The organism is Mesorhizobium sp. M1217 (assembly GCF_040318275.1).
Classification (GTDB): domain Bacteria; phylum Pseudomonadota; class Alphaproteobacteria; order Rhizobiales; family Rhizobiaceae; genus Mesorhizobium.
Map to the genome: position 1 here is coordinate 131,853 of NZ_JAMYMA010000002.1, position 25,035 is coordinate 156,887.

Sequence of the window (25,035 nt, forward strand, 5' to 3'; positions counted from 1 at the left end):
CGCGCTTACGGTCGCCCCTGCTCAGTTTTTTGGCAGAAACCGTGGCCAAACAACGGCATTGCGCGAGCGTTCTCTTCGTGGAATGACGGTACCACCCTCCCCGGAAGCCAGCGAACAGACCTTTCCCGCCAATGACCCGATCCACAGTTTTCGCGCCTTTCGACATCGTCGAAGGCGATCGCAAGCGCGGCATGGTGCTTTTGGCCGATCACGCCCGCCGCGACCTGCCGGAGGAGTATGGCAGCCTCGGCCTGCCCGCGGCGGAGTTCGACCGCCACATCGCCTACGACATCGGCGTCGAGACTGTAACCCGCGAACTCGCAAGTCTGCTCGGCGTTCCGGCGGTGCTTGCCAATTTTTCGCGACTGCTGATCGACCCCAATCGCGGCGAGGACGATCCAACGCTGATTCGCCAGCTCTATGACGGCACCGTCATCCCGGGAAATTATCCCATGGCGCCGGAGGAACGCGAAAGACGGCTGGATCGCTTTTACCGCCCCTATCATGACGCCGTCGGCGCCATGATCGCCTCGGTGGCGCAAGCGTCAGCGCAGGCGCCCTTCATCTTTTCGGTGCATTCCTTCACACCGACCATGCAGGGCTTCGTGCGGCCGTGGCATGTCGGCATATTATGGGATCTCGACGATCGCGTTGCGCGGCCGCTGATCGACATGCTCGCCGAGGACAAGAGCCTCGTCGTCGGCGACAACGAACCCTATGACGGCGCACTGCGCGGCGATACCATGTTCAGGCACGCTATCGTCAACGGCTTTGCCCATGCGCTTATCGAGATCCGCCAGGACCTGATCGCCGACCGGAAGGGTGCGCTCGCCTGGGCCGAACGGCTGGCGCCGATCGTTGACGCGATAGATCGACGTGCCGATATACATGCAGTGAAAATATTCGGCTCGCGCACCGGGCCGGCATGATGGAGGCCAAGGAGGCCAACAAGCCATGACCGAACTCAGCGACGTACAAAAGCGCGATTTCGAAGCCGCTGCCTTCCGCCGGCTGGTCGCGCATCTGCGCGAGCGTTCCGACGTGCAGAACATCGACCTGATGAACCTCGCCGGCTTCTGCCGCAACTGCCTGTCCAACTGGTACCGCGATGCGGCGCAAGCCGAGGGTGTCGAACTCAGCAAGGACCAGTCGCGCGAGATCATCTACGGCATGGCCTATGCCGAGTGGCAGGCACTGAACCAGATCGAGGCCTCCGATGCCAAGAAGGCCGAGTTCGAGGCAAGACGCCCCAGGGACCACTAGAGCAATTCCAGGAAAAGTGTGAACGGTTTTCCGTCCGGAATTGCGTCAAGACAAAAGGATGGAACGGTTCGGCGTTTCCGTGAAACGATGAACCGTTCCAGGTCACAATCCATCGCACTGAACGACCTTCACGAATGGTTTTTGCCCCAAATGGGAGGACTGCCGTGCCTAAGATCGACGTCGCCGACGTACCCGGACGCAAGGGCTCATCCTATCCACCTCCGTTCGATGCACCCTGTGCCGAACGCGTGCGGCAGCGGCTGGGCAACGCCGGCGGGCTCACCGACTTCGGCATCAATCTCATGCGCCTGCCGCCGGGCAACTGGTCGAGCCAGCGCCACTGGCATTCGCACGAAGACGAGTTCGTCTACGTGCTCGAAGGCGAGCTGACGCTCGTCGAAGATGCCGGCGAGACGGTGCTGCGCGCGGGTGATTGCGCGGCCTTTCCGAAAGGCTCCGGCAACGGCCATCACATGATCAACAAATCGGGCGCAGTTGCGATCTATCTCGAAGTTGGTTCGCGTTGGCCCGCCGACGTAACCACCTGCTCCGACATCGACATGATGAGCACCAACGCTGACGGCCGGTTTGTGCACAAGGATGGCGCGCCTTATCCCGAGCCGTAGAGATTTTGGAGTGGACCACCGAGGTGGTTGGCCGACACGAGAGGACGTAGTGTCCACCGGCGCCTTGTGGCGCCGTCTGGTCCAAGCACTTTCGGCGAAGAGCGCTTGACTGTGAATTGAATCGATCTAATTTGCCGCGCAAAGCCATTTCCGGACCGGATTCTACCCGATGGACGCGCAGAAAATCACGCAAATCGCGATTCGTGGACGCTGGGCCGTGGCCGGCATCTTCCTCGCCAACGGCTTCCTGACCGGCAGCTGGGCGCCGCAGATCCCGGTGTTCCTGACCCGGCTGGACATCAGCAAATTCACGCTCGGCCTGCTGATCCTGTTGTTCGGCGCCGGCGCCGTCACCGCCATGACCTGGTGCGGCCATCTGATCTCGAAGCATGGCTCGCGCACCGTGCTGCGCTGGTTCGGACTTGCCGGCAGCTTCGGTCTTTTGATGGTGGCTCTGGCCCCCAATGTGCCCCTGGCGGCCATCGCCATGTTCATCTTCGGCGGTTCGATCGGCGGCATGGACGTCGCCATGAACGCCAATGCGGTGGCGGTGGAACGGCGGCTGTCCCGCGCCATCATGTCGTCCTCGCACGGTTTCTGGAGCCTTGGCGGTTTCGCAGGCGGCGCTTTGGGCGGTTTCGCCATCCAGAACTATGGTCATCTCGCGCATGCGACGATGGTGACGGCGCTTGCCTTTGCTGTCATCGCGGTAGCGATCCGCTACCTGATCGCCGAGGACAAGCATCCGGTCGCCGAGCATCACAAATTCGCCCTGCCGGCAAACCCGCTTGTCTATCTGGTCGGGCTGATGGCGCTGCTGACGATGATCTCCGAAGGCGCGGTGCTCGACTGGGCAGCGCTGTATCTCAGGCAGGAGCTCGGCGCCGATCTTGCTATCGCAGGCCTGGCCTATGCCGCCTTTTCCGGCGTCATGGCCGTCATGCGCTTTCTCGGCGATGGCGTCCGCAACCGTTTCGGTGCCGTTACGACGCTGCGCGCGTCGGCGCTTGCCGCTGCAGCCGGCATGCTGGTGGCCGGGCTGGCTCCCTCGCCGTGGCTGGCCATTGCCGCCTTTGCCTTTTGCGGCCTGGGTATTGCCAATATGGTGCCGATCATCTTTTCGGCCGGCGGCAACCAGGAGGGCATGGCGCCCGGCACCGGCATGAGCGTCGTCACCACAATGGGTTACTCAGGCATCCTGGTGGCGCCTTCGGCGATCGGCTTCATCGCCGAACACTCGAGCTTCGGCCCGATCTTCGTCGCTCTGTCCGGGTTGCTGATAGTCGTGCTGTTGATGGCCGGGCTCGCTCACCGCGCCGAATTTGCTGCCGAGCCTGCACCGGCTGAATAGCGCTTGAACTGTTCGTAGAGGAAATCCGCGACGCGGCGGATGCGGACGCTGGTACGCACGTCGCGGTGCATGGCCAGCCACACCGGCAGCGTCGGCAGCGGGAGGTCCGGCAGCACGATTTCCACCAGTGCATCGCGCTCGGCCAGCGGCTGCTGGCCAAAGCCGATGCCGTTTCCCGCCCGCAGTGCCTCCCACAAAACTATGTGGTTGTCGGTCCTGAAGCGGAAGGCATTGCGGTTGAGCGGAACCCCGAATTGAGCGAAGCCGCGAATGATTTCATCGCTGCGATCGAAGCCGACCAGATCGTGCTCGGCAAGATCGCGGGCCTCGCGCGGACGGCCACGCCGGTCGAGATAGGATTTTGCCGCGCAGGCGCGGAGCGGAATGTCGGTCACCTTGCGCGCGACCAGTTCATTCTGCGCCGGCTTGACCATGCGGATGGCAATGTCGGCGTCGCGACGCAGCAGATTCTCGACCTGGTTCGAAGCGACGATCTCAACCTCGATGCCGGGTTCCTCGACGGCAAGCCGCGCCGTCATCTCGGGTAGCACATAGGCCGCCACCACCTCGCTGGCGGCAATGCGCACCGTGCCCTCGATCGCTTCGACCGATCCCAGGGCCAGCAGCGAAAATGCGCTCGCCTGCTCGCTCACCGCGCGGCCCCGTTCAAAAAGCGTGCTGCCCGCTTCCGTGAGCGCATAGCCGCGCCGCCCGCGCCGGAACAAGGTGACGCCGAGCGCCTGCTCCAGCTCGGCGATGTGGCGGCCGAGTGTCGGCTGGCTTGCGGCAAGCTTTCGCGCGGCGGCCGACAGGCTCCCGGTCTCCGCCACCGTGACGAAACTCTTGATCAGGTTCCAGTCTATATCCATTCAAAATTGAATATCAGACCGCCAGCTTTCGTCAATTTCCATTCGTTTGCGAGGAGATCATATTGGGTCATACGCAAACATGGAGACAAACAATGACCAAGATGGCAATTCTCGGCGCCAATGGCCGGCTCGGCCGCACGGTGGCCAAGGCCTTCATTAATGCCGGCTACGATGTCCGTGCCGTCACCCGCAGCGGCAAGGTGCCGGCGGAACTCAAAGGCGCCACGGCGATCGCCGGCGACGCGCTCGACCGTGCTGCGCTGATCCGCGCGACCGAAGGCGTCGATATCATTTTCAACGGCCTCAACCCGCTCTACACCGACTGGAGCAAATGCCTGCCGATGGCCGAGAATGTGATGGCTGCCTGCCGGGCGAATGGCGCACTGCATCTCTTCCCGGGCACCGTCTACAATTACGGCTCGCCGATGCCGGCGGTGATCGCCGAGGACACGCCGTTTCGTCCGACGACGGAAAAGGGCCGCATCCGCGTTGCCATGGAAGACCTGTTTCGCCGCGAGGCCGACGCGGGTCGGGTGCGCACCATCCTGCTGCGCGCCGGTGACTTCTTCGGCGGCACCGGCAGCGGATCGTGGTTCGATCTGGTCGTTGCCGCCAAGATGACCAAGGGCGTCTATACCGCCCCAGGGCCGGTCGATCTCGTGCATGAATGGGCCTATCTACCCGACCTGGCCAAGGCTTTCGTCGGACTGGCCGACAATCTCGACAAGCTCGGCTCCTACGAGGCGCTGAACTTTCCCGGCCATGCGGTGACCGATCTGGAGATCAAGGCGGCCGCTGAGAAGGCGCTCGGGCGCACGTTGAAACTGACGTCGATGCCGTGGTGGGTGCTGCGTGCCGGCAGCCCATTTGTGGCGATGTGGCGCGAGATCGTTTCGATGTCCTATCTCCGCTTCGAGCCGCACCGGCTGGTTTCAGGCAGGCTTGAAGGCATTATCGGTGCGATCCCCCACACGCCGCTGGAAAATGCAGTGTCGGAAGCGCTTGAAGACATCGGTATCGCCACGGTGAAGGCAGCGCAGAAGCAATCTGAAAAAAGGCGGATGGCCTGACGGTCATCCGCCGCTTGTCGGGGACCAATGATTGCGGTCAGATCCGGCCCATCAACAGCAGCACCAGGACAACGATCAGGATGACGCCGACGATGCCGGATGGTCCGTAACCCCAGGACCGCGAATGCGGCCACGCCGGAACCGCGCCAATCAGGATAAGAATAAGGATAATGATGAGAATGGTGCTTATCGTCATCAGAAAATCCTCGCTTTGAGGTTGCAATGACGGAACAATGCAGAAGGCCGCCCATTGTTCCCGGGCGGCCTTTGCTTGATCAGGACGGCGATTCAGCCTCTATTCGGCGGCCTTCGGGAAGGCGATCGCCGGTTCGGCGCCCAGATCGGCCTCCAGGCCTTCCGAGGAGATCTCGGCCTTGCCGCGCCCGAACAGGCGACTGAACCAGCCCCGACGCGCACTGGGTTTTACTTTGGCGCGGGTGAACACCATCAGCATTGACGGCGTCACCACCAGCGTCAGCACGGTGGCGAAGGACAGGCCGAAGACGATCGCCGACGACAGCGAAATCCACCATTGCGTCGACGGCGCGTTGATCGTGGTCTCGTGATGGAAGATTTCGAGGCCGAGGCCGAAAGCGATCGGCAGCACGCCGAGGATCGCCGACACCGCCGTCAGCACCACCGGGCGGGCACGTTCGCGGCAGGTCTGCAGAACGGCTTCGTATTTGTCCCAGCCCTCTTCGCGCAACCGGTCATAGGTGTCGATCAGCACGATGTTGTTGTTCACCACCACGCCGGCCAGCGCGATGACACCGATGCCCGACATGACGATGCCGAATGCCTCTCCCGTCAGCAGCAGCCCTAGGAACACGCCGATCGTCGCCATGACCACGCAGGACAGCACCAGCCAGACGCTGGTGAACTTGTTGAACTGCGCCAGAAGCACAATGAAGATCAGGAAGATCGCGGCACCGAAGGCTTTGCTGAGGAAGGCCCCGGCCTCCGCGCTGTCCTCATTGGAACCGGCAAGCTTCCAGCGAATGCCGCTGCCGAGGTTCATGTCGGCGACAGCTTTGGTGACCTCCTGCTGGACGGCAGCCACCTGGGCGCCGGCAGCGACGTTGGCCTGGACGACCACCGTTCGCGCGCCGTCGATGCGATTGAGGATACCGACCGTCGGCTCCGGCTTGCGTACGACGAAGTTCGAGATCGGCACCGAGCCTTGCGCGGTCTGAACCCTGAGTTCGTCGAGCGTCGACAGCGTGCGCCGATCCTCGGGCAGGCGCAGTCTGATGTCGACGGCATCGTCGGCGCCGGCGGGGCGGTACTCGCTGAGCTTCAGCCCGTTGGTCACCAGTTGGACCACCGTTCCGACCGCGGTCGGGCTGATGCCGTACTGCGCCGCCTTGGCGCGATCGACCTCGAGCGCCCAATCGACGCCGGGCGGCGCCAGGCCATCGGAAATATCGATGACGCCGGGCACCTTGGCAATGCGCGCGGCGACGGCGCGGGCCTTGTCGTCAAGACCCTTCGGATCGACGGCCGAAAGCCTGATCTGGATCGGCTTGCCGGTAGGCGGGCCGGCTTCCGGCACGCGAACCTCGACGTCGACACCGGGAATGCCGGCCATCACGCCGCGCAGTTCGTCGAGGATTGAGTTCGCCGATTTGCGCTCGCGCCAGTCGACGAATTCATACTGGATCACGCCGACCACGTCTTCCGGAACGTCCTGGCCGCCGCCCTGCGTCTTGCCGACACGGGTATAGACAGACTTCACGCCCGGCCAGCCGAGCAGCCGATTTTCCGCCGTCTTGGTGGCCGCGTCCATTTCGGCAAGCGAAAGATTGCCGCGGGCGTGGACATAGAGCAGGCCGTAGTCAGGCTCGACATTCGGGAAGAATTCGACGCCGGCGCCGAATTTCGAATAGGCGTAGCCCACGCCAAACAACAGCGCGACGGTAAGGACAAGCACGGTGATGGGATAATGCACCGCCTGCTTGACCACGGCCATGTACCAGCCGTCGCGATTGTCGTCGGGGTGATGAGCCGGCGCCTTGGCAAATATGGCGCCCAGCGTCGGCGCGAAGACCAGCGCATAGAGCATCGAGGCCGAGAGCGTCACGATCAACGTGATCGGCATGTATTTCATGAAATCGCCGATGATGCCCGGCCAGAACAACAGCGGCGAGAAGGCGGCAATGCGCGTCATCGTCGCGGCGATGACCGGGCCGGCCATGCGCTTGGCCGCAAGCGCGAACGCCTGTTCCTTCGGCATGCCCTCGCTCATGCGTCGCTCGGCGAATTCGGTGACGATGATAGCGTCGTCGACCAGCATGCCGACCGCCAGGATGAGGCTGAACAGCACGATCATGTTGATCGTGTAGCCCATCATCGCCAGCAACAGGATGCCGATCAGGAAGGATGAGGGGATGGCCAATCCGATCAGTAGCGAGGCACGGCCAGACAGCGCGTAGAGAATGACGATGAACACCAGGATGACGGCGATCATCACGTGGTTCTGAAGGTCGCCGAGCAACTGGTTCACGAAGACGGACTTGTCTTGCGTGTAGGTGACGTGCATGCCCTCCGGCATCGTCTTGATGAAGGCGTCGGACACCTCCCTGACCTTGCCAATCGTATCGATCAGGTTGGAGCCGATGCGCTTCTTCACCTCGATGGCAATCGCCGGCTTGCCGTCCAGGCGGGTAACCGTCTCGGCGTCCTTGAAGGTCGAGCGGATGGTGGCGATATCCTTGGCCTGCACCACCGCGTTGGGGCCGGCGACGACCGGAAGCGCCGCCACATCTTCTGGTGTCTCGATAAGCGAGGGCACCTTGACTGCGTATTTGCCCTCGGATCCTTCGATGTTGCCGGCGGCGACAAGACTGTTGGAAGCGCCGACCGCACCGATCAACTGGTCGAGCTGCAGCCCGTAGGACGAAAGTTTCATCGGATCGATGACCACTTCGACGAGGTCGTCGCGCGCACCCTGCAATGAGCCCTCGAGCACGCCAGGCACTTCCTCGATGCGGTCGCGCAGCTCGCGCGCCGCCGCCGTCAGCACGCGCTCGGGCACCTCGCCCGACAGCGTCACGACCAGGACGGGGAACTCGGAGATGTTGACCTCGGAGACCACGGGCTCCTCAGCCGCTTGCGGCAGGTCGGCCTTGCCGTCCTGCACCTTGCTGCGCGTGTCCTGCAGCGCAGTGGCGAGATCCGTCTGTGGCTGGAATTCGACCAGCACATAACCGCCGCCCTGGAAGGCGGCCGAGCGCATCTCCTTGAGGCCCTTCAGGCTCTTCAGCTTGGCTTCCATCGGCCGCAGCAGGAGGCGTTCGGAGTCTTCCGGCGAGATGCCCTGATAGATCAGGCTGACATACATCATCGGAATCGGAACGTCGGGTTCCGCTTCCTTCGGCGTCGACTGGTAGGCGACCGCACCGGCAAGGATGAGAAAGACCAGGACCGCAATGGTCAGCCGGGCATTGCTGATTGCAAGTTTGACGATGTCCATGATTACTGCGTCCCGGTCGTCGCTTCGCCCAACAGCTTTTGAATGGTCGCCTGGTCGGCCTCGACCGGCTTGACCACTTCGCCTTCCTTCACCAGCTCCTGGCCAGCGACGATGATGCGGGCGTCGGCCGGAATGCCGCCGAGCACCAGGCCGGTCGGCGTGTCGTCGACCAGGTCGATCGGGAAGAACACGACCTTGTCATCCTTGTCGACGGCGCGGATGCCGAGGTCGCCCTTGTCGCCGAGCGTCACCACCGATCGCGGCAGCATCACGGCGTCGGTCGGCTGGGCGCTGAGCGCAATTTCTGCCGTCATGCCGGCCGGTACGGACCCATCGGCATTGGGGATAGCGACTTCAACCCGGAAGGTACGGGTTGCCGAAGATGCATCCCGGCTGATGTAGCGCACCGTACCCTTGACGGTCTGGCCACTGACCAGGCGCACATTGGCTTCGTCACCGATCTTCAGATAGCCGAGATCGCGCTCGCTGACTTCGCCGCGGGCGATCACCGGATCGAGCTTCAGAATGGTCGCCACCTCGCCGCCCTGCATGACGGAACTGCCAAGCTCCACCGGGACCCGGTCGATGACACCGTCGAAGGGCGCCTTCACCTCGTTGCGGTCGAGTTCGGCTTGCGCGGCGTCCAGTTGCGACTTGGCCAGCGTCAGGTTGGAACGGGCCGTATCGAGCTGCAGCGTCGGCAGATTGCCGGTTTTCATCAACCGCAGGGCCGCAGCCAGCTCGGCCTCACGTTGCACGACAAGCTGCTTGGCGTTGTCGACCGCCGAGATTTTTTCCTCGGCGGCAAGCATCAGGATCAGGTCGCCGGTCTTGACGTGCTGACCCTGCTTGACCGGCAGCTTGTCGATGACGCCGGCGACGCGTGTCGCCAGGACCGCGCGCTTGTCGGCTTCGGTCAGTCCGGAAATGCGGATAGCGCGCGCATAGATGCGCCGCGGCGGGGTTATGATCGCGACCGTCCGCAAGGCCGCTTTGGGCTGTTCTGCCTCGGCAGTCCCCGGCTTGGCAGCCCCCTGTTCGCCAGTTTGGGGCTTGCCTGAGTCGGCGGCCTTGGGCTGCTCGACCTCTCCTGCCTTGGGCTTGTTGTCGGCGGACGCGCTGCCGACGGACGAGAATTCGCCTGTCGCCATCCAGCCGGCGAACCCGATGAGCACAACAATGGCTGCAAGCTTGTGAAACCTGAATTTCGGCATCGTCATTTTTTCCAGTGCGCGGGGTTCGGCCAGGCCGCATCTTCTACTTGGGGCGCGTCGCCGATATGGGTGCGCGCGAGGCCGTATTCAAATTGCCGTGATCGGCGAAGCGCGCTTCTACCTTAAAGTTGCGTCGCAATATAGTCAGAAAAGTTGATGGATTGTTGCTTTGTCCGCAAAGATGCGGCTGCAGCATCGGCTGTTGATCGCCAAAACAGCGGTATGGCAGCAAGTGTCAGGATGATTGGACAGATTGCGATGTCATCTGCTTTGCGGGGGAGCCAGAACAATTCCAGGAAAAGTGTGAAACGGTTTTCCGTCCGGAATTGCGTCAAAAAAGATAGAGCGGTTCGGCGTTTCCGTGAAACGGTAAATCGTTCTAGGCCGGACGGCGGGCGGCCTCGGGCTGCTTGCGCGCCGCAAGAAACTCCTTGACCCGCCGGCCCGGCGCCGGCCCGCGCACCGGCTTCAAGCCGTCGTCGAGCTCGCCGGACAGATCGATCGTCGGCCGCTTGCCGACGGCGTCGTAATTTTCTTCCAGCCAATCACTGGCTGCGGTGCGGCCGAGGTCACGCAGATAGGCAAGGAACGCCCATTCGGCATTGACCTTGGACGATGCCGACAGATCCTTGAACGCTTCGTCGGCATCGATGCGGTGCATGCGGATGTCGCGATATTCGCCGTGCGGCAATCGGCCGGCGGCGATCAGTTCCTTGACGAAGGCGATCGAGCGGAATTCGCGCAACAGCCCGGCATTGAAGGTGATCTCGTCGATGCGGTTCTGGATCTCATTGGCGCTCTTCGGCGTCCCTTCGCGGACCACCGGATTGATCTGCACCAAAAGCACGTCCTCAGTGGCCGCCGTCTTGAAGAACGGGAACAGTGCCGGGTTGCCGCCATAGCCGCCATCCCAATAGGGCACGCCCTTGATCTCGACGGCGCGGAACAATTGCGGCAGGCAGGCCGACGCCATTACCGTGTCGAGGTCGATCTCGCCGTCCGAGAAGACACGCAACTGGCCGGTCTCGACATTGGTCGCGGAAATGAACAGTTCCATCGACTTGCAGGCGCGCACATTGTCGAAATCGATCTCACGTTCGACCACATCGCGCAGCGGATTGATGGCGAGCGGATTGGCGACATAGGGCGAAAATACCCGCGACATCGTATCGAACAGGAAATAGCCGGGCGTGTTCTCGATCGACCAATTGCCCCAGGCGACGTCCCACGGCATGCGCTGCACTGGGCTGAAGCGGCCCTTTGCCGCCACCGCACGCCAGAAATCATCAAGTTTCCGCCGTGCGCCCTCGACGCCGCCGCGAACGAAGCCGTCGGCCAGCGCGACGGCATTCATGGCGCCGGCGCTGGTGCCCGAAACCGCCGTTATATCGAGGCGCCCGTCCTCGAGCAGCCGATCGAGCACGCCCCAGGAAAACGCCCCGTGCGAACCCCCGCCTTGCAGCGCGATGTTGATCTTCTTTGGCTCCTCCGCCTTGCCGTTTTTCGGCATGGCGTGACCCTTGACCGCTGGACGGCTCACTGAGCGGTCCAGCCGCCATCGACAGAGATGTGCGTGCCGTTGATCTGCGCTGCCGCATCCGAGCACAGGAACACTGCCGCCGCCGCAACCTGCTCGACGGTGACGAACTCCTTGGTCGGCTGCTTTTCGAGCATGACCTCGCGGACCACAGTCTCGCGGTCCATCTTGTTGGCCTTCATCTGGTCGGGGATCTGCGCCTCGACCAGCGGCGTCAGCACATAGCCGGGACAAATGGCATTGCAGGTGATCTTGTCGCGCGCCAGTTCCAGGGCGACCGTCTTGGTCAGGCCCATAATGCCGTGCTTGGCCGAGACATAGGCCGACTTGAACGGCGAGGCCACCAGCCCATGGGCCGAGGCGACGTTGACGATCCGGCCGCCACCGGCCTGTTTCATCAACGGGATGGCGGCGGCGATGGTGTGGAAGGCCGATGACAGGTTGATGGCGATGATCGCATCCCACTTCTCGATCGGGAAGCTTTCCACCGGCGCGACATGCTGGATGCCGGCATTGTTGACCAGGATGTCGACCGAGCCGAATGTCTCGGCTGCCTTCATGACCAGAGCCCGGCACTCGGCCGGCTTCGACATGTCAGCCTTGACATAGGCGGTCTGGACCTTGTGGTGTTTCGCAATTGCGTCGGCGATGGCGTGGTCGTCGGCGGTGTCGGAAAAGGAATTGACGACGATGTTGCAGCCTTCGGCCGCGAGCGCGTGGGCAATGGCCAGGCCGATGCCCGAGGTGGAACCGGTGACGATGGCGGTTTTTCTGGCGGTCAAGGCGGCTTATTCCTTTCGAGGCGGGCTCCCGCGGAACCATGCTGCACTGCAGCATATAGGCTCTCTGCCACCCAAGAACAGCGGATGTGTGGAGCAATGACATGAAATTTTTGTCATGAGGACCTCTCTCACCTTGACGAGAGAGTGTCTGGCACCGGCTGTAGCGGGGCCGGTTTCCGCAAAGCATGCGGGGGAAAATCCTTAGGCGACGAGGTCCGGCACCGGCCCGATATAGCGCGACTGCGGCCGGATCAGCCGTCCGCTCGTCTGCTGCTCGCGGGCGTGGGCGATCCAGCCGGCGACGCGCCCGGCAGCAAAGACATTGGTGAACGCCTCTTTCGGAAAGCCCGCGGCCTCCAGCAGAAGTGCTGTGAAGAACTCGACATTGGTCTGGAGCGAGCGCGACGGCTTGGCGATGCGAAGCACTTCAAGCGCCGCTTGCTCCACGCTTTCGGCAAACGCCAGCCGGTGGCCGGCTTCGCCCTCGGCGCCGAGTTGCCGCACCACCGCTTTCAGCACGTCGGCACGCGGATCGCGCACACGGTAGATGCGATGCCCGAAGCCCATGATGCGGCGGCCGCGCGCGATCTCGTCGCGCAGCCAGATGGCGGCGTCGCCATGCGCCTCTATCGCATCCAGCATCTCGATCACCGGACCTGGCGCGCCGCCATGCAGCGGCCCCTTGAGCGCTCCGAGTCCGGCCAGCACCGCCGAAGTAAGCCCCGCCTGCGTCGAGGCGACCACGCGCGTGGCGAAGGTCGATGCGTTGAGGCCATGGTCGCAAACCGTCACAAGATAGGTATCGAGCGCTTTCGCCAACTTCGGCGAGGCCGCCATGCCGGTCAGCATCCGCAGCATGTCGGCGGCATGATCGGCCTTGCGATCAGGCGCAATTGGGCTTTCGCCGCGCTGCAAGCGCAGCAAGGCCGGCGTCAGCACGGCAGGTGCCGCAACCAGCCTGAGCGCGTCCGGCAATTTGTCGCCGTCCGGCAGTAGGGCAATGCCGGCGCGCATCGCGCTGTAGATATCGAGGGATGCGAGAAACGGCAGCAAGGGTTCGATCCGCTCGAACACTTCACTGCGCGCCCGGCCGATCGCTTTCGCCAGCTCCTTTTCGCCGGGAAGATCGTCGAAAGAGCCGTCGAACAGCAGCCGAACCACGTCGGCGTATTTCCAGCGGCCTGCCAGTTCCGGCAACGAATGGCCCCGGATGGTCAGGCGGCCGCCAAGACCGTCGACATCGGAGAGCACCGTTTCTGCCACCACCACATCATCGAGCCCATTCGCCATTGGTTTTCTCCTTGACCCTTTCCGGGTCGTAGATAAGGGTTGGCGGCTGGACCATCAATCTTGATCAACCGAATCAACGTGCCAGGTTTACATGACTGAGTGGCTGACGCGGGACGAAGCCCTGGAGCGCCTCAAGGTGCGCGCCCAGACGCTCTATGCCTATGTCAGCCGCGGACGCATCGGCATGCGGCCGGATCGGGCCGACCCACGCCGCAGCCAGTATCGCGCCGACGACATCGCGGCGCTGGCGAGCCGCCGGGCGCGCGGCCGAAATCCCCAGGCAATCGCCGAAAGTGCAATTGCCTGGGGTGAGCCGGCGATCGCCACCACGATCTCGACCGTTTTGCACGGCCGCCTCGTCTATCGTGGCCAGGATGCGGTTGCACTCTGCGAGACTGCCACGCTGGAGCAGACGGCAAACCTGCTTTGGGCATCTGACGCACCAGTGTCGTTCGTGTCGGCGAGCCGCCATGGCAACGGCGCAACTGGCCGGCCGGCTGCCTTCGCGGAATTGGCCGCGTTGGCGGCCAAGGGCCGGCCTTCGCTCGGCCGCAGGGCGGCTTCGCTCAACCACGATGCGGCCGGCGCCATCGCCGCTCTGGCCCAGGCGCTCGGCGCGGTTCGCGGAATCGGTGCCGTGCACGAACGACTGGCGCAGGGCTGGTCCCTCGATGCAGCCGGCGCAGACTTGATCCGCCGCTCGCTGGTGCTGTTGGCCGATCACGAACTGAACGCATCGACCTTCGCCGCGCGGGTCGCCGCGTCCACCGGTGCACCTGTTTCGGCCTGCCTGCTTGCTGGCCTCGCCACGCTCTCCGGTCCGCGCCATGGCGGCGCCGCGGAGGCGGTCATGATGCTGGCGGAGGATGCGCAGAGATTGGGGCCGGATGCGGCTGTCGGACGCTGGCTCGGTCACGACAGGCCACTGCCCGGATTTGGCCATCCGCTTTATCCCGACGGCGATCCGCGTGCGGAACCGTTGCTGGCCGCGATCGATGTCGATGATGGGCTGTTACGGCTTTGCGATGCGGCCTTTGCGGCAACGGGCATGCGCCCGAACGTCGATTTCGCCTTGGCCGCGCTGACGCGCAGCCTCCGTTTGCCGTCCGATGCGCCGTTTCGCTTGTTTGCGCTCGGCCGCAGCATCGGCTGGGCCGCGCATGCCGTGGAGCAGGTGACAAGCAGCGGCCTGATCAGACCACGCGCCCGCTACCAGGGACCGCTGCCGGAGTTCCATTAGCTGGCGACGCAATCGCGGGCCCTTTTTTTGGGTGCTGGCGGATTAAGCTTTAGATGGAATGGTCATCCGGCTCATGAAAAGTCGGAGAGCCCGCTGCGCGGCCAGGGCTGGCGGCTCGGACGGATGCCATTCCCGGAAATGACCATCGATCGCCATGCGTGCCAACCCATAAACGAGTGCACGCGCGGCAAGCACAAGATGATCAAAGTCGGTGCCGGGAGCAAGCCGACCCTGTTGTTGCGCTTGCGTCAGCAAGTCGATCATCGTCCGCCGAATAGCCTCATTCTGATCACGAAGGCTGTCCGACCCTTCAAAATCAATCAGGGTTCGGGAACTGATGATCTGGAAATGCGTGGGGTTGCTAATTGCCCATTCCAGATAGCCTTGTCCGATTGCTTCGAAGGCCTCAATGGGATCTGCGCTGTCGATTTTCGACCGCGCCTTGGCAACGGCCTTTGTCAGCCGATCCATGGCCTGTTCGGCGACCGCGGTGAGCAGCGCTGTTTTCGATCGAAAATGCCGGAATGGCGCGCCGGGCGAAACGCCGGCACGTTTTGCGGCCTCGCGTACGGACACATGCTCGGCTCCCCGCTCCTCGATGATCTCCACGGTTGCCGTGATCAAGGCCTCGACGAGATTGCCGTGATGGTATCGCTTGGCATCTCCGGCTTCGTCGGAATCAGTTGTCTTGGTCATCTCAGTCAAATAGCACGAGAGCGGAATGTAATCACTGATTATTTCCCTTGTGTTCGAGCGCTGCGTATGTAATCAATGTTTACATCGCAACGGAGGTTACCATGTTTCGCATCACCGCAACGACTGCCCTCGCTTTCTCCTTATTGTCGCTCGTATCTGCCGAGGCCGAGGATCGGCCCACCCTGGAAGTCGTCTGGCCGACGGCGGGTTCAGTTGTCGAACTGGGCAATTCTCCTGAGAAGGCGATAGGCGTTGTCGTCAGGAGCAACTTCAGGCTGCTCACTGCGGGTGAGTGCGGGGAAATCAAGCAATGCGGCCACGTGCATATGAAGATCGATCCCAACGGAGACACCTGCAACATCCCCGGCAAGCCGTACAACAGCATGAACAGCGACTTTGGCGGTGATCTTATCAAGGCCCGTTTCGGCCATTGCCCGGATGCCGCCGGCAGACACGTGATCGGCGTGCTTCTTGCCGATGATCATCACCGGCCCATTCTAGTAGACGGCAAACCTGTTACCGCTCTGGTGACGGTGACCACGAAATAGGGCATGCCACGAAATAGAGCGTGCCACAAAATAGAGCGTGGATGACATCTTCACCTTCGAGGCGAAGATGTTTTCTGACACAGGCCTGCTGAGGGAAATTTTGGGCCGGCGCTTCGCCGGCCGGCAGTCACGACATCGTGTCGAGCTTGCGCTGCATCGCGGCGATCTGCTCCTTCAGCTCCTGAAGGTCGTCCGGTTTTTCCGGTGTTTCTTTCCTGGCCTGTTCGGCCGGTGCTGCTGCCGGCGCAGACCCCGCAGGCGGGAACGGCGTGAACAGCCGCATGGCGTTCTGGAACATTTCCATGTTACGCCGAGTCTGCTCCTCCAGCACCTTGATCGGCGTCGCGATCTTCATCATGTCCATCGGCGACTTGCCGAGGGCATCTTTCATTTGCTCGCGAAAGCGTTCCTGCTCCTTCGAGAAGGCCAGCATCGACTGTTCGAGAAAGCTTGGCACGATCATCTGCATCTGGTCGCCGTAGTAGGCGATGAGCTGACGCAGGAACGGGATCGGCAGCATGTTCTGCCCGTCCTTGTTCTCCAGCTCGAAGATGATCTGGGTCAGCACCGGATGCGTGATGTCGTCGCCGGTCTTGGCGTCCTGGACAGTAAAGTCCTCGCCTTTTTTGACCATTTCTGCGAGATCCTCGAGCGTCACATAGGTGCTGGTGCCCGTATTGTAGAGACGGCGATTGGCATATTTCTTGATAACAATAGGTTCGTCTTTCGCGGCCATCTGCATCCTCCCCGGACACCGGCCGGCTTAAGTAAGCCGCCGGTAACGATTGCGCCTTGTTAAAGGATATGCGCAAAAGCGTCATGAATCCAAGCTGTTTGTGCAGTGCGGGAACATTTTATGCTGCGCAGCACGGATGGGCCGTCATCGCAGCGACGCGCGGCCTGCTTGCCGCGGAGGAACGCCATGCCCATTTCGGGTTTGACTCGGGTTGTGGAAAGGGCAAGAAAAGTCCCCGACGGCACCCGAAATCGCTCCCCGAAAGTCTGGAGAAGAACATGTCCGCTTCCAACGCCATCGTTGTCGCCAGTGCGGCGCGCACGCCTGTCGGCTCCTTCAACGGCGCCTTCGCCAACACGCCAGCTCATGAACTGGGTGCCGTCGCCGTCAGGGAAGCGCTTGCCCGCGCCGGCGTCGACGGCAAGGAGGTGGACGAGGTCATTCTCGGCCAGATCCTGACCGCGGCTCAAGGGCAGAACCCGGCGCGGCAGGCGGCCATGGCCGCCGGCGTGCCGCAGGAGGCGACCTCCTGGGGCCTGAACCAGCTCTGCGGCTCCGGCCTGCGCGCCATCGCGCTCGGCATGCAGCAGATCGCCCAGGGCGATGCAAAAATCATCGTTGCCGGCGGCCAGGAATCGATGTCGATGGCTCCGCATGCGCAGCATCTGCGCGGTGGCGTCAAGATGGGCGATTTCAAGCTGATCGACACCATGATCAAGGACGGCCTGACCGATGCCTTCTATGGTTATCATATGGGCAACACGGCGGAGAACGTCGCCCGCCAGTTCCAAATCACCCGCGACGACCAGGACCAGTTCGCACTGGCTTCCCAGAACAAGGCCGAGGCTGCGCAGAAAGGCGGAAAATTCAACGACGAGATCGTTGCCTTCACAGTCAAGGGCAGGAAGGGCGACACGATAGTCGACCAGGACGAGTACATCCGCCATGGCGCGACGATCGACGCCATGACCAAGCTCAAGCCCGCCTTCGACAAAGACGGCACGGTGACAGCGGCCAATGCTTCCGGCATCAATGACGGCGCCGCCGCCGTGGTGCTGATGACCGAAGCGGAAGCCGCAAGGCGCGGCATCACGCCGCTGGTGCGTATCGTTTCCTGGGCGACCGCCGGCGTTGACCCGCAGATCATGGGGACGGGACCGATCCCCTCCTCGCGCAAGGCGCTGGCCAAGGCCGGCTGGTCGGTCGGCGACCTCGATCTGGTCGAAGCCAACGAGGCCTTCGCCGCGCAGGCCTGCGCCGTCAACAAGGACATGGGCTGGGACCCGTCCATCGTCAACGTCAATGGCGGCGCCATCGCCATCGGCCATCCGGTCGGCGCCTCGGGCGCCCGCATCTTCAACACGCTGGTCTACGAAATGCGTCGCAGAAGTGCCAAGAAAGGTCTTGCCACGCTGTGCATCGGCGGCGGCATGGGCGTTGCCATGTGCGTGGAAGCATTGTGATGAGATAAGCGATACGAATAGGATACTGGCGCAAAGCGAGTAGGGAATAGAGGGCAAACCCTACCGCTTCAACGCTCAGTCATCTGCATTGCCCGGGAGGACACATGACAAAGGTTGCAATCGTCACAGGCGGGTCGCGCGGCATCGGCGCGGCGATATCGGTCGCCTTGAAAAGCGCCGGCTATTCGGTTGCCGCAAACTACGCCGGCAATGAGGAAGCGGCAGCAAAGTTCAAGGCAGCGACCGGCATCCCGGTCTACAAATGGTCGGTTGCCGACTACGAGGCCTGCGCTGCCGGCATCAAACAGGTAGAGGCCGATCTCGGTCCCGTATCGGTGCTGGTCAACAATGCAGGCATCACGCGCGACGCGATGTTCCACAAGATGACGCGCGAGCAATGGAAAGAGGTCCTCGACACCAACCTTTCCGGCGTCTTCAACATGACGCATCCGTTGTGGGGCGGCATGCGCGACCGCAAATTCGGCCGCGTCATCACCATCTCCTCGATCAATGGCCAGAAAGGGCAGGTCGGCCAGGTCAATTATTCGGCCTCGAAGGCCGGCGATATCGGCTTCACCAAGGCGTTGGCCCAGGAAGGCGCGCGCGCCGGCATCACCGTCAACGTCATCTGCCCCGGCTACATCGCCACCGAGATGGTCAAAGCGATGGACGAGAAGGTGCTCAACGAGCGTGTCCTTCCGCAGATCCCGGTCGGCCGTCTCGGCGAGCCGGAGGAGATCGCGCGCTGCGTCGTCTTCCTCGCTTCCGACGATGCCGGGTTCATCACCGGCTCGACAATATCAGCCAATGGCGGGCAGTACATCGCCTGACCGTTTATCTTTACGTTGAGATAGATACGCGCTTGGACGAACGGGCCTGCAAAACGGCCCGTTTCTATAGCGGTCTTCCCGTTGCAAGATCTCGATTCAGCACGCTGCCCCAATCCGGCACGCAAAGGTTAACGGCCGCTGCCCAGCCTGTGCAAAAACTGCCCGGCAGCCTGTGGATTCTCGGTGGAAAAGCTGTTCACAACACAACATGTTGCGGTGAACAAACCAAGAAACTTTGCCTATCGCTGATTCGTCGCCGATTCGTTCCGGCTTTGAGCGGAACGTTAACGGCGAGAGCCGAAAACACCCTCGAAATGATTAAAGCGGATTAGGAAACATCAATAATTTCATAATGTTGGGCGAAGCAGATTGGCCGGCCACGATCATTCACCGGCAAAGGTTAACGGTGGTGCTCGTTTGAATGCCGCCTGCATGAATCGGGCCAGTTTCTGTGATTCAGCATGTGGTGAGACTCGCCGGCAGAAATCCCAGATGTAGCCGTGAACAAAACCTGAATCAGCGCGAGTCAGTGATTCGTCGCTGATTCGTTCCAGACTCGTTCCAACTGTTAATCGGGAACAGATTTCTGGCTTCGAACCGACCAATCAGCCTGCCCTCGGCACATTCCGCTTTCGCTTCGCGCCCGAAATCCTTATGTGTCGCCTGTCATACGCGGCCAATATGGGCGCGCTCCCGACAATGCGAGGCAGAGAGCCTTATTTCCAGGCCGATGAACATCCATCCGAAACACATTGAACCGCTGATCCTGTCGGGTCGAGACGTGACGGCCGTGCTCGGCCCGACCAATACCGGCAAGACCCATCTCGCCATCGAACGCATGGTGGCGCATGAGAGCGGCGTCATCGGCCTACCGCTCAGGCTGCTTGCCCGCGAGGTCTATACGCGCGTCTGCGAGAAGGTCGGCGCCCATAAGGTTGCGCTCATCACCGGCGAGGAAAAGATCCAGCCGGCGGGCGCGAAATACTCGGTCTGCACGGTGGAAGCGATGCCGCGCGAGACCGACGCCGCCTTCGTTGCCATCGACGAGGTCCAGCTCGCTGGCGATCTCGAACGCGGCCACATCTTCACCGATCGCATCCTGCATCTGCGCGGCCGCCAGGAGACGCTGCTGCTGGGTGCGGCCACCATGCACGGCATTCTGCAGCGCCTGCTGCGGGGCGTGTCGGTGGTGACCCGGCCACGGCTGTCGCATCTTGCCTATGCCGGCTCGAAGAAGCTGACCCGCCTGCCGCGGCGCACCGCGATCGTCGCCTTCTCGGCCGACGAGGTCTATGCCATCGCCGAGCTGATCCGCCGCCAGCAGGGCGGTGCCGCCGTCGTGCTCGGCGCGCTCAGCCCGCGCACCCGCAACGCCCAGGTGGCGCTGTTCCAGTCGGGCGATGTCGACTACCTCGTCGCCACCGACGCCATCGGCATGGGCCTCAACCTCGACCTCGACCACGTCGCCTTCGCCCAGAATCGCAAATTCGACGGCTACCAGTACCGCAACCTGACCGCGGCCGAGCTCGGCCAGATTGCCGGCCGTGCCGGCCGGCATCTGCGCGACGGCACCTTCGGCGTCACCGGCCAGGTCGATCCGCTGGATGAGGAATTGGTCAAGAAGATCGAGGCGCATGATTTCGATCCGGTGAAAGTGCTGCAGTGGCGTACCGCGCATTTCGATTTCGCCAACCTCGATGCGCTGAAGCGCTCGATGGAGACCAACGCCCCGGTCGAAGGCCTGACGCGCGCACTGCCGGCCGTGGACGCGCAGGCGCTCGAGCATCTGTCGCGCGACGAGGACATCCGGGCACTCACCACCGACGCCAGGCGGGTGGCGCTGCTGTGGGAAGCCTGCGCGCTGCCCGACTACAGGAAGATCGCGCCGGCCCAGCACGCCGACTTGATCGCCTCCATCTACATGGACCTTGCCAGGCACGGCCATGTCGACGAGAACTACATGGCCGAGCAGGTGCGCCGCGCCGACACCACTGAAGGCGATATCGACACGCTATCGCACAGGATTGCCCAGATCCGCACATGGACCTTCGTTTCCAACCGGCCCGGCTGGCTGGCCGATCGGGCACACTGGCAGGAAAAGACGCGCGAAATCGAAGACAGATTGTCGGATGCGCTGCATGAGCGGTTGACGAAACGTTTTGTAGACCGCAGGACTTCCGTCCTCATGCGGCGCCTTAGAGAAAACACGATGCCTGAAGCCGAAATCAGCCCAACCGGAACCGTCCTCGTCGAAGGCCATCACGTCGGCGAGTTGCAGGGTTTCCGCTTCACCGCCGACCAGAGCGCCGGCGGCGAGGACGCCAAGGCGGTGCGGGCGGCGGCGCAGAAGGCGCTTGCCGCCGAGTTCGAGGCGCGGGCCGAACGCTTCGGCGCCTCGGCCAATGGCGACATCGCGCTGGGTTCGGATGGCACGCTGCGCTGGATCGGCGCGCCGATCGGCACGCTGGTCGCTGGCGAAGACGCTTTGAAGCCGCGTCTCGTTCTGCTCGCCGACGAGCAACTCACCGGCCCGGCCCGCGACAAGGTTGCGGCGCGCGCCGAGCGCTTCGTCAATTTCCAGATCGAATCCCTGCTGAAGCCGCTGGTCGATCTCAAGAATGCCGAGCAGATCACCGGCATCGGCCGCGGCATCGCTTTCCAGCTCGTCGAGCATTTCGGCCTCATCAACCGTCGCGACATCGCCGACGAGATGAAGTCGCTCGACCAGGAGGGCCGCGCGGCGCTTCGCCGTCTCGGCGTGCGCTTCGGCGCCTACCATGTCTTCGTGCCGGCGCTGATCAAGCCGGCGCCGGCCGGGTTGATAACGCTGCTGTGGGCGCTGAGAAACGACGGCAAGGACAAGCCCGGCTTCGGCGATGTCGTTCACGCACTGGCCTCCGGCCGCACCTCGGTGGTCATCGATCCAACCTTCGACAAGACTTTCTACAAGCTGGCGGGCTACCGCAATCTTGGCCGGCGTGCTGTACGCGTCGATATTCTCGAACGGCTGGCCGACCTGATCCGGCCGGCGACCAACTGGAAGCCGGGCCTCGGACCTCGCCCCGACGGCGCCTATGACGGTCAGTCCTTCATGGTGACGCCGCCGATGATGTCGATCCTCGGCGCCACCGCCGACGACATGGAAGAAATCCTGAAGGGGCTCGGCTATCGCGCCGATGCCAAGCCGGCGGCCGAGGTCAAGGCGCGGCTCGAAGCACAGGACAATGCCGTGCGTGAAGCGGCCGCTGCAAAGCAGGCGGCGGAAGAGGCAACGCGAGCCGAGCAGGCGAGGATGGCGGAAGCAGCTGCCGCGGCAGAGCCGCCGGCGGAGGTTTCGGCGGAGGCTTCGGAGCCTGTGTCGGATGCGGCTCCTGTTGCGGAGGCGGCCGAAGCCGTGACCGAAGCGGCGGCAGAGCCTGTCGCGGAAGACCAGCCGGAAGCTCCAGCCCCTGAAGCTGCGGCAGAAGTCACGCAAGAGACCCAGCCCGCCGCCGAAGCGGCTGCAGAACCAGCGGCTGAGCCAAGGACGGAACTTGGGGCGGAAACTGAGGCTACGGCACCGGCAGAGCCGCCGGTTTCCGACACTATGGAAGCATCGCCGGCCGAACCTGCAGCAACGGCGGAAGCCGTCGCCGGCGAAGCTGCCCCAGAAGCCGAGGAGCCAAAACCTGTGCTGTTGTGGCGGCAGGGTCGTTTCGACCAGCGCCCGCGTCATCGCCAGCATGACAACCGCCCCCGGGACAATCATCGGGACGGTCGCGCGCGCAATGGTCAAGCTGCGCCGGACGGCCGCAGCGATGCGCCGGTAGATGCCGGCGGGCAACCGACGCCGGGCGACCGGCCCGCCCGTCAAGGGCGCCACGATCAGCGCGACGGCGCCGGCAAGCCACGCTTCGACCGCAGCAAGTTCAAGCCCAAGCCGCAAGGCGAGGCGGCAGAGCAGCGCGCCGGCAAGCCGCAAGGCGAACGCCTCGACCGGCGCGAAAACCGGCCCGACTGGAAGGCTGGACGGCAGGACGGCAAAGGCGGCGCCCAAGGCGCAAAGCCCGCCTTCCAGCCAAAGCCGCGTGAGGAACGCCCGGTCCGCTTCGATCCGGACTCGCCCTTTGCCAAGCTCGCCGCGTTACGCGACCAGCTGAAGAAGTAAGCTGTTCGTCCGATGGTCACTGATGCCCGCCAGCGCATCGACAAGTGGCTGTTCTTCTCGCGCGCGGTAAAATCACGCACGCTGGCAGCCAAGCTGGTCGTCACCGGACGCGTCCGCATCAATCGCGACAAAGCAGCGCAGGCATCCGATACGGTCCGGCCGGGTGACGTTGTGACCATCACGCTCGAGCGGCGGATCTTCGTCTGGAAAGTCCTTGGCACCGGCGCACGGCGCGGCCCGGCCGAAGAAGCCCGCCTGCTTTACGAGGACATGTCGCCGCCCCCCGCGCCCAAGGGCGAGGCGCTTCCGGATGCGGTGCCGCCGTTGCGCGAGGCCGGCAGCGGTCGCCCGACGAAGAAGGAACGCCGCCAGACCGACCACCTGCTCGGCGACGATTGAGCAAGGTCGAACTTCCGCTTTGCCGGGCCTCTGGAATTCCATTCCGGAAACCCCGGCACCGCTGGGCAAGGGCTGCCCTTGCCAGCGGCGGACAAAGGCGTTACCTCACCAAAAAAGCCCAACAAAATGGGACGTCCCGGAGCCGACCAATGACCTATGTCGTGACCGACAATTGCATAAAATGCAAATACATGGACTGCATCGAGGTCTGTCCGGTCGACTGTTTCTACGAAGGTGAGAACATGCTCGTCATCCACCCGGACGAGTGCATCGACTGCGGCGTCTGCGAACCGGAATGCCCGGCCGACGCGATCAAGCCCGACACCGAGTCGGGCCTCGACAAATGGCTGCAGATCAACACCGAATATGCCGATAAATGGCCCAACATCACCGCCAAGAAGGAGCCCCCGGCCGACGCCAAATCCTTCGACGGGGAAGCTGGCAAATTCGAGAAATATTTCTCCCCGGAGCCCGGCGAAGGCGATTAACGAGAGCGCTGATTGCGGCAGCCTGACGCGGCGTAACAGACGTGATACATTAACGGCCTTGACGGGCGGCGATGGCGCATGGCCTTCGCGCGTGCAGCAAAACCTTGATTCTTCCGACTTTTTGTGTTATATCAGCCCAACATGCCGGTGACACAACGTCGATTTATGGCGCAAACGCCCCAAATCACTGAAAGGTGAATTTCTCAATCCGGACCAGAGCGATCTGGGGCAGGCGGTCGCAATGTTGCGATTTGCCGGTCCTGGCCTTCCGGTGAGTTCATCGTTGTGTGGCTAAGGACCGGTCACCTCGGTCGCACGAGTTCGGGCCGGCACGATGCCGGTACCACAACAAGGAGTTCAGGGCGTAATGGCAACGATCACCCCGCAGAAGAAGTCCACCGCAGCGCGCCACGGTTTCAAGACCGGCGAGTACATCGTCTATCCGGCGCATGGTGTCGGCCAGATCGTCTCGATCGATGAGCAGGAAGTCGCGGGCCACAAGCTGGAACTGTTCGTCATCGACTTCCAGAAGGACAAGATGCGCCTCAAGGTGCCAGTCGCCAAGGCGACCTCGATCGGCATGCGCAAGCTATCGGAAGAGGATTATGTCGAGCGCGCGCTGAAGGTCGTGCAGGGCCGCGCCCGCGTCAAGCGCACCATGTGGTCGCGCCGCGCCCAGGAATATGATGCCAAGATCAACTCCGGCGATCTGATCTCGATCTCGGAAGTGGTGCGCGACCTCTATCGCGCTGACAACCAGCCGGAGCAGTCCTATTCCGAGCGCCAGCTCTACGAGGCGGCCCTCGACCGCATGGCCCGCGAGATCGCGGCCGTCAACCGCATGTCGGAGACCGAAGCGGTGCGCCTCATCGAGGTGAACCTCAACAAGGGCCCCAAGCGCGGGGCCAAGGCCGACAACGAGGAAGCCGAGCAGGAAGAAGCCGCCTGAGCCTTTTCGCTTTCGAATTCAGAAAACCCGGCCTCACGCCGGGTTTTTTATTTTTGGGATCGGCG

23 protein-coding genes are annotated in these 25,035 nt (G+C 63.0%); 14 read left to right on the plus strand and 9 right to left on the minus strand.

The window, feature by feature from the left end:
* Positions 1 to 131 precede the first annotated feature (131 nt).
* From NKH37_RS03350 to NKH37_RS03365, 4 genes are all read left to right on the plus strand, one after another.
* Complete coding sequence (locus NKH37_RS03350) at positions 132 to 929, plus strand: N-formylglutamate amidohydrolase (RefSeq protein WP_023720999.1); 798 nt, start codon at positions 132 to 134, stop codon at positions 927 to 929.
* Between the two features lie 25 nt (positions 930 to 954).
* On the plus strand, positions 955 to 1,263 hold the full coding sequence (locus tag NKH37_RS03355) for a DUF1244 domain-containing protein (RefSeq protein WP_023721000.1): 309 nt from the start codon (positions 955 to 957) through the stop codon (positions 1,261 to 1,263).
* Positions 1,264 to 1,427: 164 nt separating this feature from the next.
* Positions 1,428 to 1,889 (plus strand): cupin domain-containing protein, encoded by a 462-nt coding sequence (locus tag NKH37_RS03360; protein ID WP_352480892.1) that lies wholly within the window; start codon positions 1,428 to 1,430, stop codon positions 1,887 to 1,889.
* 169 nt (positions 1,890 to 2,058) lie between these two features.
* Positions 2,059 to 3,240 carry an MFS transporter gene (locus tag NKH37_RS03365; protein WP_352494176.1) on the plus strand — a complete coding sequence of 394 codons (1,182 nt, stop codon included), beginning with the start codon at positions 2,059 to 2,061 and terminating at the stop codon, positions 3,238 to 3,240.
* On the opposite strand, the gene NKH37_RS03370 is transcribed toward NKH37_RS03365, so the two are convergent.
* Positions 3,198 to 4,109 carry a LysR family transcriptional regulator gene (locus NKH37_RS03370; RefSeq protein WP_023721003.1) on the minus strand — a complete coding sequence of 304 codons (912 nt, stop codon included), beginning with the start codon at positions 4,107 to 4,109 and terminating at the stop codon, positions 3,198 to 3,200. The genes NKH37_RS03365 and NKH37_RS03370 overlap by 43 nt on opposite strands.
* A 92-nt stretch (positions 4,110 to 4,201) precedes the next feature.
* On the opposite strand from NKH37_RS03370, the gene NKH37_RS03375 reads away from it, so the two are divergent.
* Positions 4,202 to 5,179, plus strand: coding sequence for an SDR family oxidoreductase (locus tag NKH37_RS03375; protein ID WP_353003821.1), 978 nt, complete (start codon positions 4,202 to 4,204; stop codon positions 5,177 to 5,179).
* A 37-nt stretch (positions 5,180 to 5,216) separates the two neighbouring features.
* Here the strand turns inward: NKH37_RS03375 and NKH37_RS03380 are convergent, their stop codons facing one another.
* The 6 genes from NKH37_RS03380 to NKH37_RS03405 all read right to left on the minus strand — a co-directional run bounded on the left by NKH37_RS03380 (position 5,217) and on the right by NKH37_RS03405 (position 13,474).
* Positions 5,217 to 5,375, minus strand: coding sequence for a DUF3309 family protein (locus NKH37_RS03380; RefSeq protein ID WP_023678456.1), 159 nt, complete (start codon positions 5,373 to 5,375; stop codon positions 5,217 to 5,219).
* Positions 5,376 to 5,474: 99 nt separating this feature from the next.
* A complete protein-coding gene (locus NKH37_RS03385) occupies positions 5,475 to 8,651 on the minus strand; it encodes an efflux RND transporter permease subunit (protein WP_352588277.1) in 3,177 nt (1,058 codons plus the stop codon).
* 2 nt (positions 8,652 to 8,653) lie between these two features.
* A complete protein-coding gene (locus NKH37_RS03390) occupies positions 8,654 to 9,865 on the minus strand; it encodes an efflux RND transporter periplasmic adaptor subunit (protein WP_023721006.1) in 1,212 nt (403 codons plus the stop codon).
* Positions 9,866 to 10,244: 379 nt separating this feature from the next.
* Complete coding sequence (locus NKH37_RS03395) at positions 10,245 to 11,375, minus strand: patatin-like phospholipase family protein (RefSeq protein ID WP_023721007.1); 1,131 nt, start codon at positions 11,373 to 11,375, stop codon at positions 10,245 to 10,247.
* A 26-nt stretch (positions 11,376 to 11,401) separates the two neighbouring features.
* Entirely contained in the window at positions 11,402 to 12,184 is a 783-nt protein-coding gene (locus NKH37_RS03400) for a 3-hydroxybutyrate dehydrogenase (RefSeq protein WP_023721008.1), read from the minus strand.
* A 201-nt stretch (positions 12,185 to 12,385) separates the two neighbouring features.
* On the minus strand, positions 12,386 to 13,474 hold the full coding sequence (locus tag NKH37_RS03405; protein ID WP_352480894.1) for a citrate synthase/methylcitrate synthase: 1,089 nt from the start codon (positions 13,472 to 13,474) through the stop codon (positions 12,386 to 12,388).
* A gap of 91 nt (positions 13,475 to 13,565) precedes the next feature.
* On the opposite strand from NKH37_RS03405, the gene NKH37_RS03410 reads away from it, so the two are divergent.
* Positions 13,566 to 14,714: a citrate synthase gene (locus NKH37_RS03410; RefSeq protein ID WP_023721010.1), complete on the plus strand. Its 1,149-nt coding sequence runs from the start codon at positions 13,566 to 13,568 to the stop codon at positions 14,712 to 14,714.
* A 42-nt stretch (positions 14,715 to 14,756) separates the two neighbouring features.
* Here the strand turns inward: NKH37_RS03410 and NKH37_RS03415 are convergent, their stop codons facing one another.
* On the minus strand, positions 14,757 to 15,410 hold the full coding sequence (locus tag NKH37_RS03415) for a TetR/AcrR family transcriptional regulator (RefSeq protein WP_352494173.1): 654 nt from the start codon (positions 15,408 to 15,410) through the stop codon (positions 14,757 to 14,759).
* Between the two features lie 101 nt (positions 15,411 to 15,511).
* On the opposite strand from NKH37_RS03415, the gene NKH37_RS03420 reads away from it, so the two are divergent.
* Entirely contained in the window at positions 15,512 to 15,958 is a 447-nt protein-coding gene (locus tag NKH37_RS03420) for a hypothetical protein (RefSeq protein WP_023721012.1), read from the plus strand.
* A gap of 127 nt (positions 15,959 to 16,085) precedes the next feature.
* Here the strand turns inward: NKH37_RS03420 and phaR are convergent, their stop codons facing one another.
* The gene (gene phaR, locus NKH37_RS03425) at positions 16,086 to 16,694 is read right to left on the minus strand and encodes a polyhydroxyalkanoate synthesis repressor PhaR (protein ID WP_023721013.1); all 609 of its coding nucleotides are present in this window, start codon (positions 16,692 to 16,694) and stop codon (positions 16,086 to 16,088) included.
* Positions 16,695 to 16,972: 278 nt separating this feature from the next.
* Here phaR and NKH37_RS03430 point away from each other — a divergent pair, with 278 nt between their 5' ends.
* From NKH37_RS03430 to NKH37_RS03460, 7 genes are all read left to right on the plus strand, one after another.
* On the plus strand, positions 16,973 to 18,157 hold the full coding sequence (locus tag NKH37_RS03430; RefSeq protein ID WP_352480897.1) for an acetyl-CoA C-acetyltransferase: 1,185 nt from the start codon (positions 16,973 to 16,975) through the stop codon (positions 18,155 to 18,157).
* Positions 18,158 to 18,261: 104 nt separating this feature from the next.
* Entirely contained in the window at positions 18,262 to 18,987 is a 726-nt protein-coding gene (phbB, locus tag NKH37_RS03435; protein ID WP_023721015.1) for an acetoacetyl-CoA reductase, read from the plus strand.
* Between the two features lie 32 nt (positions 18,988 to 19,019).
* Positions 19,020 to 19,319 carry a hypothetical protein gene (locus NKH37_RS03440; protein WP_156948164.1) on the plus strand — a complete coding sequence of 100 codons (300 nt, stop codon included), beginning with the start codon at positions 19,020 to 19,022 and terminating at the stop codon, positions 19,317 to 19,319.
* A gap of 398 nt (positions 19,320 to 19,717) precedes the next feature.
* A complete protein-coding gene (locus tag NKH37_RS03445; protein ID WP_353003822.1) occupies positions 19,718 to 23,134 on the plus strand; it encodes a helicase-related protein in 3,417 nt (1,138 codons plus the stop codon).
* Between the two features lie 12 nt (positions 23,135 to 23,146).
* Positions 23,147 to 23,533, plus strand: coding sequence for an RNA-binding S4 domain-containing protein (locus NKH37_RS03450; RefSeq protein WP_353003823.1), 387 nt, complete (start codon positions 23,147 to 23,149; stop codon positions 23,531 to 23,533).
* 149 nt (positions 23,534 to 23,682) lie between these two features.
* Positions 23,683 to 24,021, plus strand: a complete 339-nt coding sequence (gene fdxA / locus NKH37_RS03455; protein ID WP_023721018.1) for a ferredoxin FdxA — start codon at positions 23,683 to 23,685, stop codon at positions 24,019 to 24,021.
* Positions 24,022 to 24,388: 367 nt separating this feature from the next.
* Complete coding sequence (locus NKH37_RS03460) at positions 24,389 to 24,970, plus strand: CarD family transcriptional regulator (protein ID WP_006327799.1); 582 nt, start codon at positions 24,389 to 24,391, stop codon at positions 24,968 to 24,970.
* Positions 24,971 to 25,035: the final 65 nt, after the last annotated feature.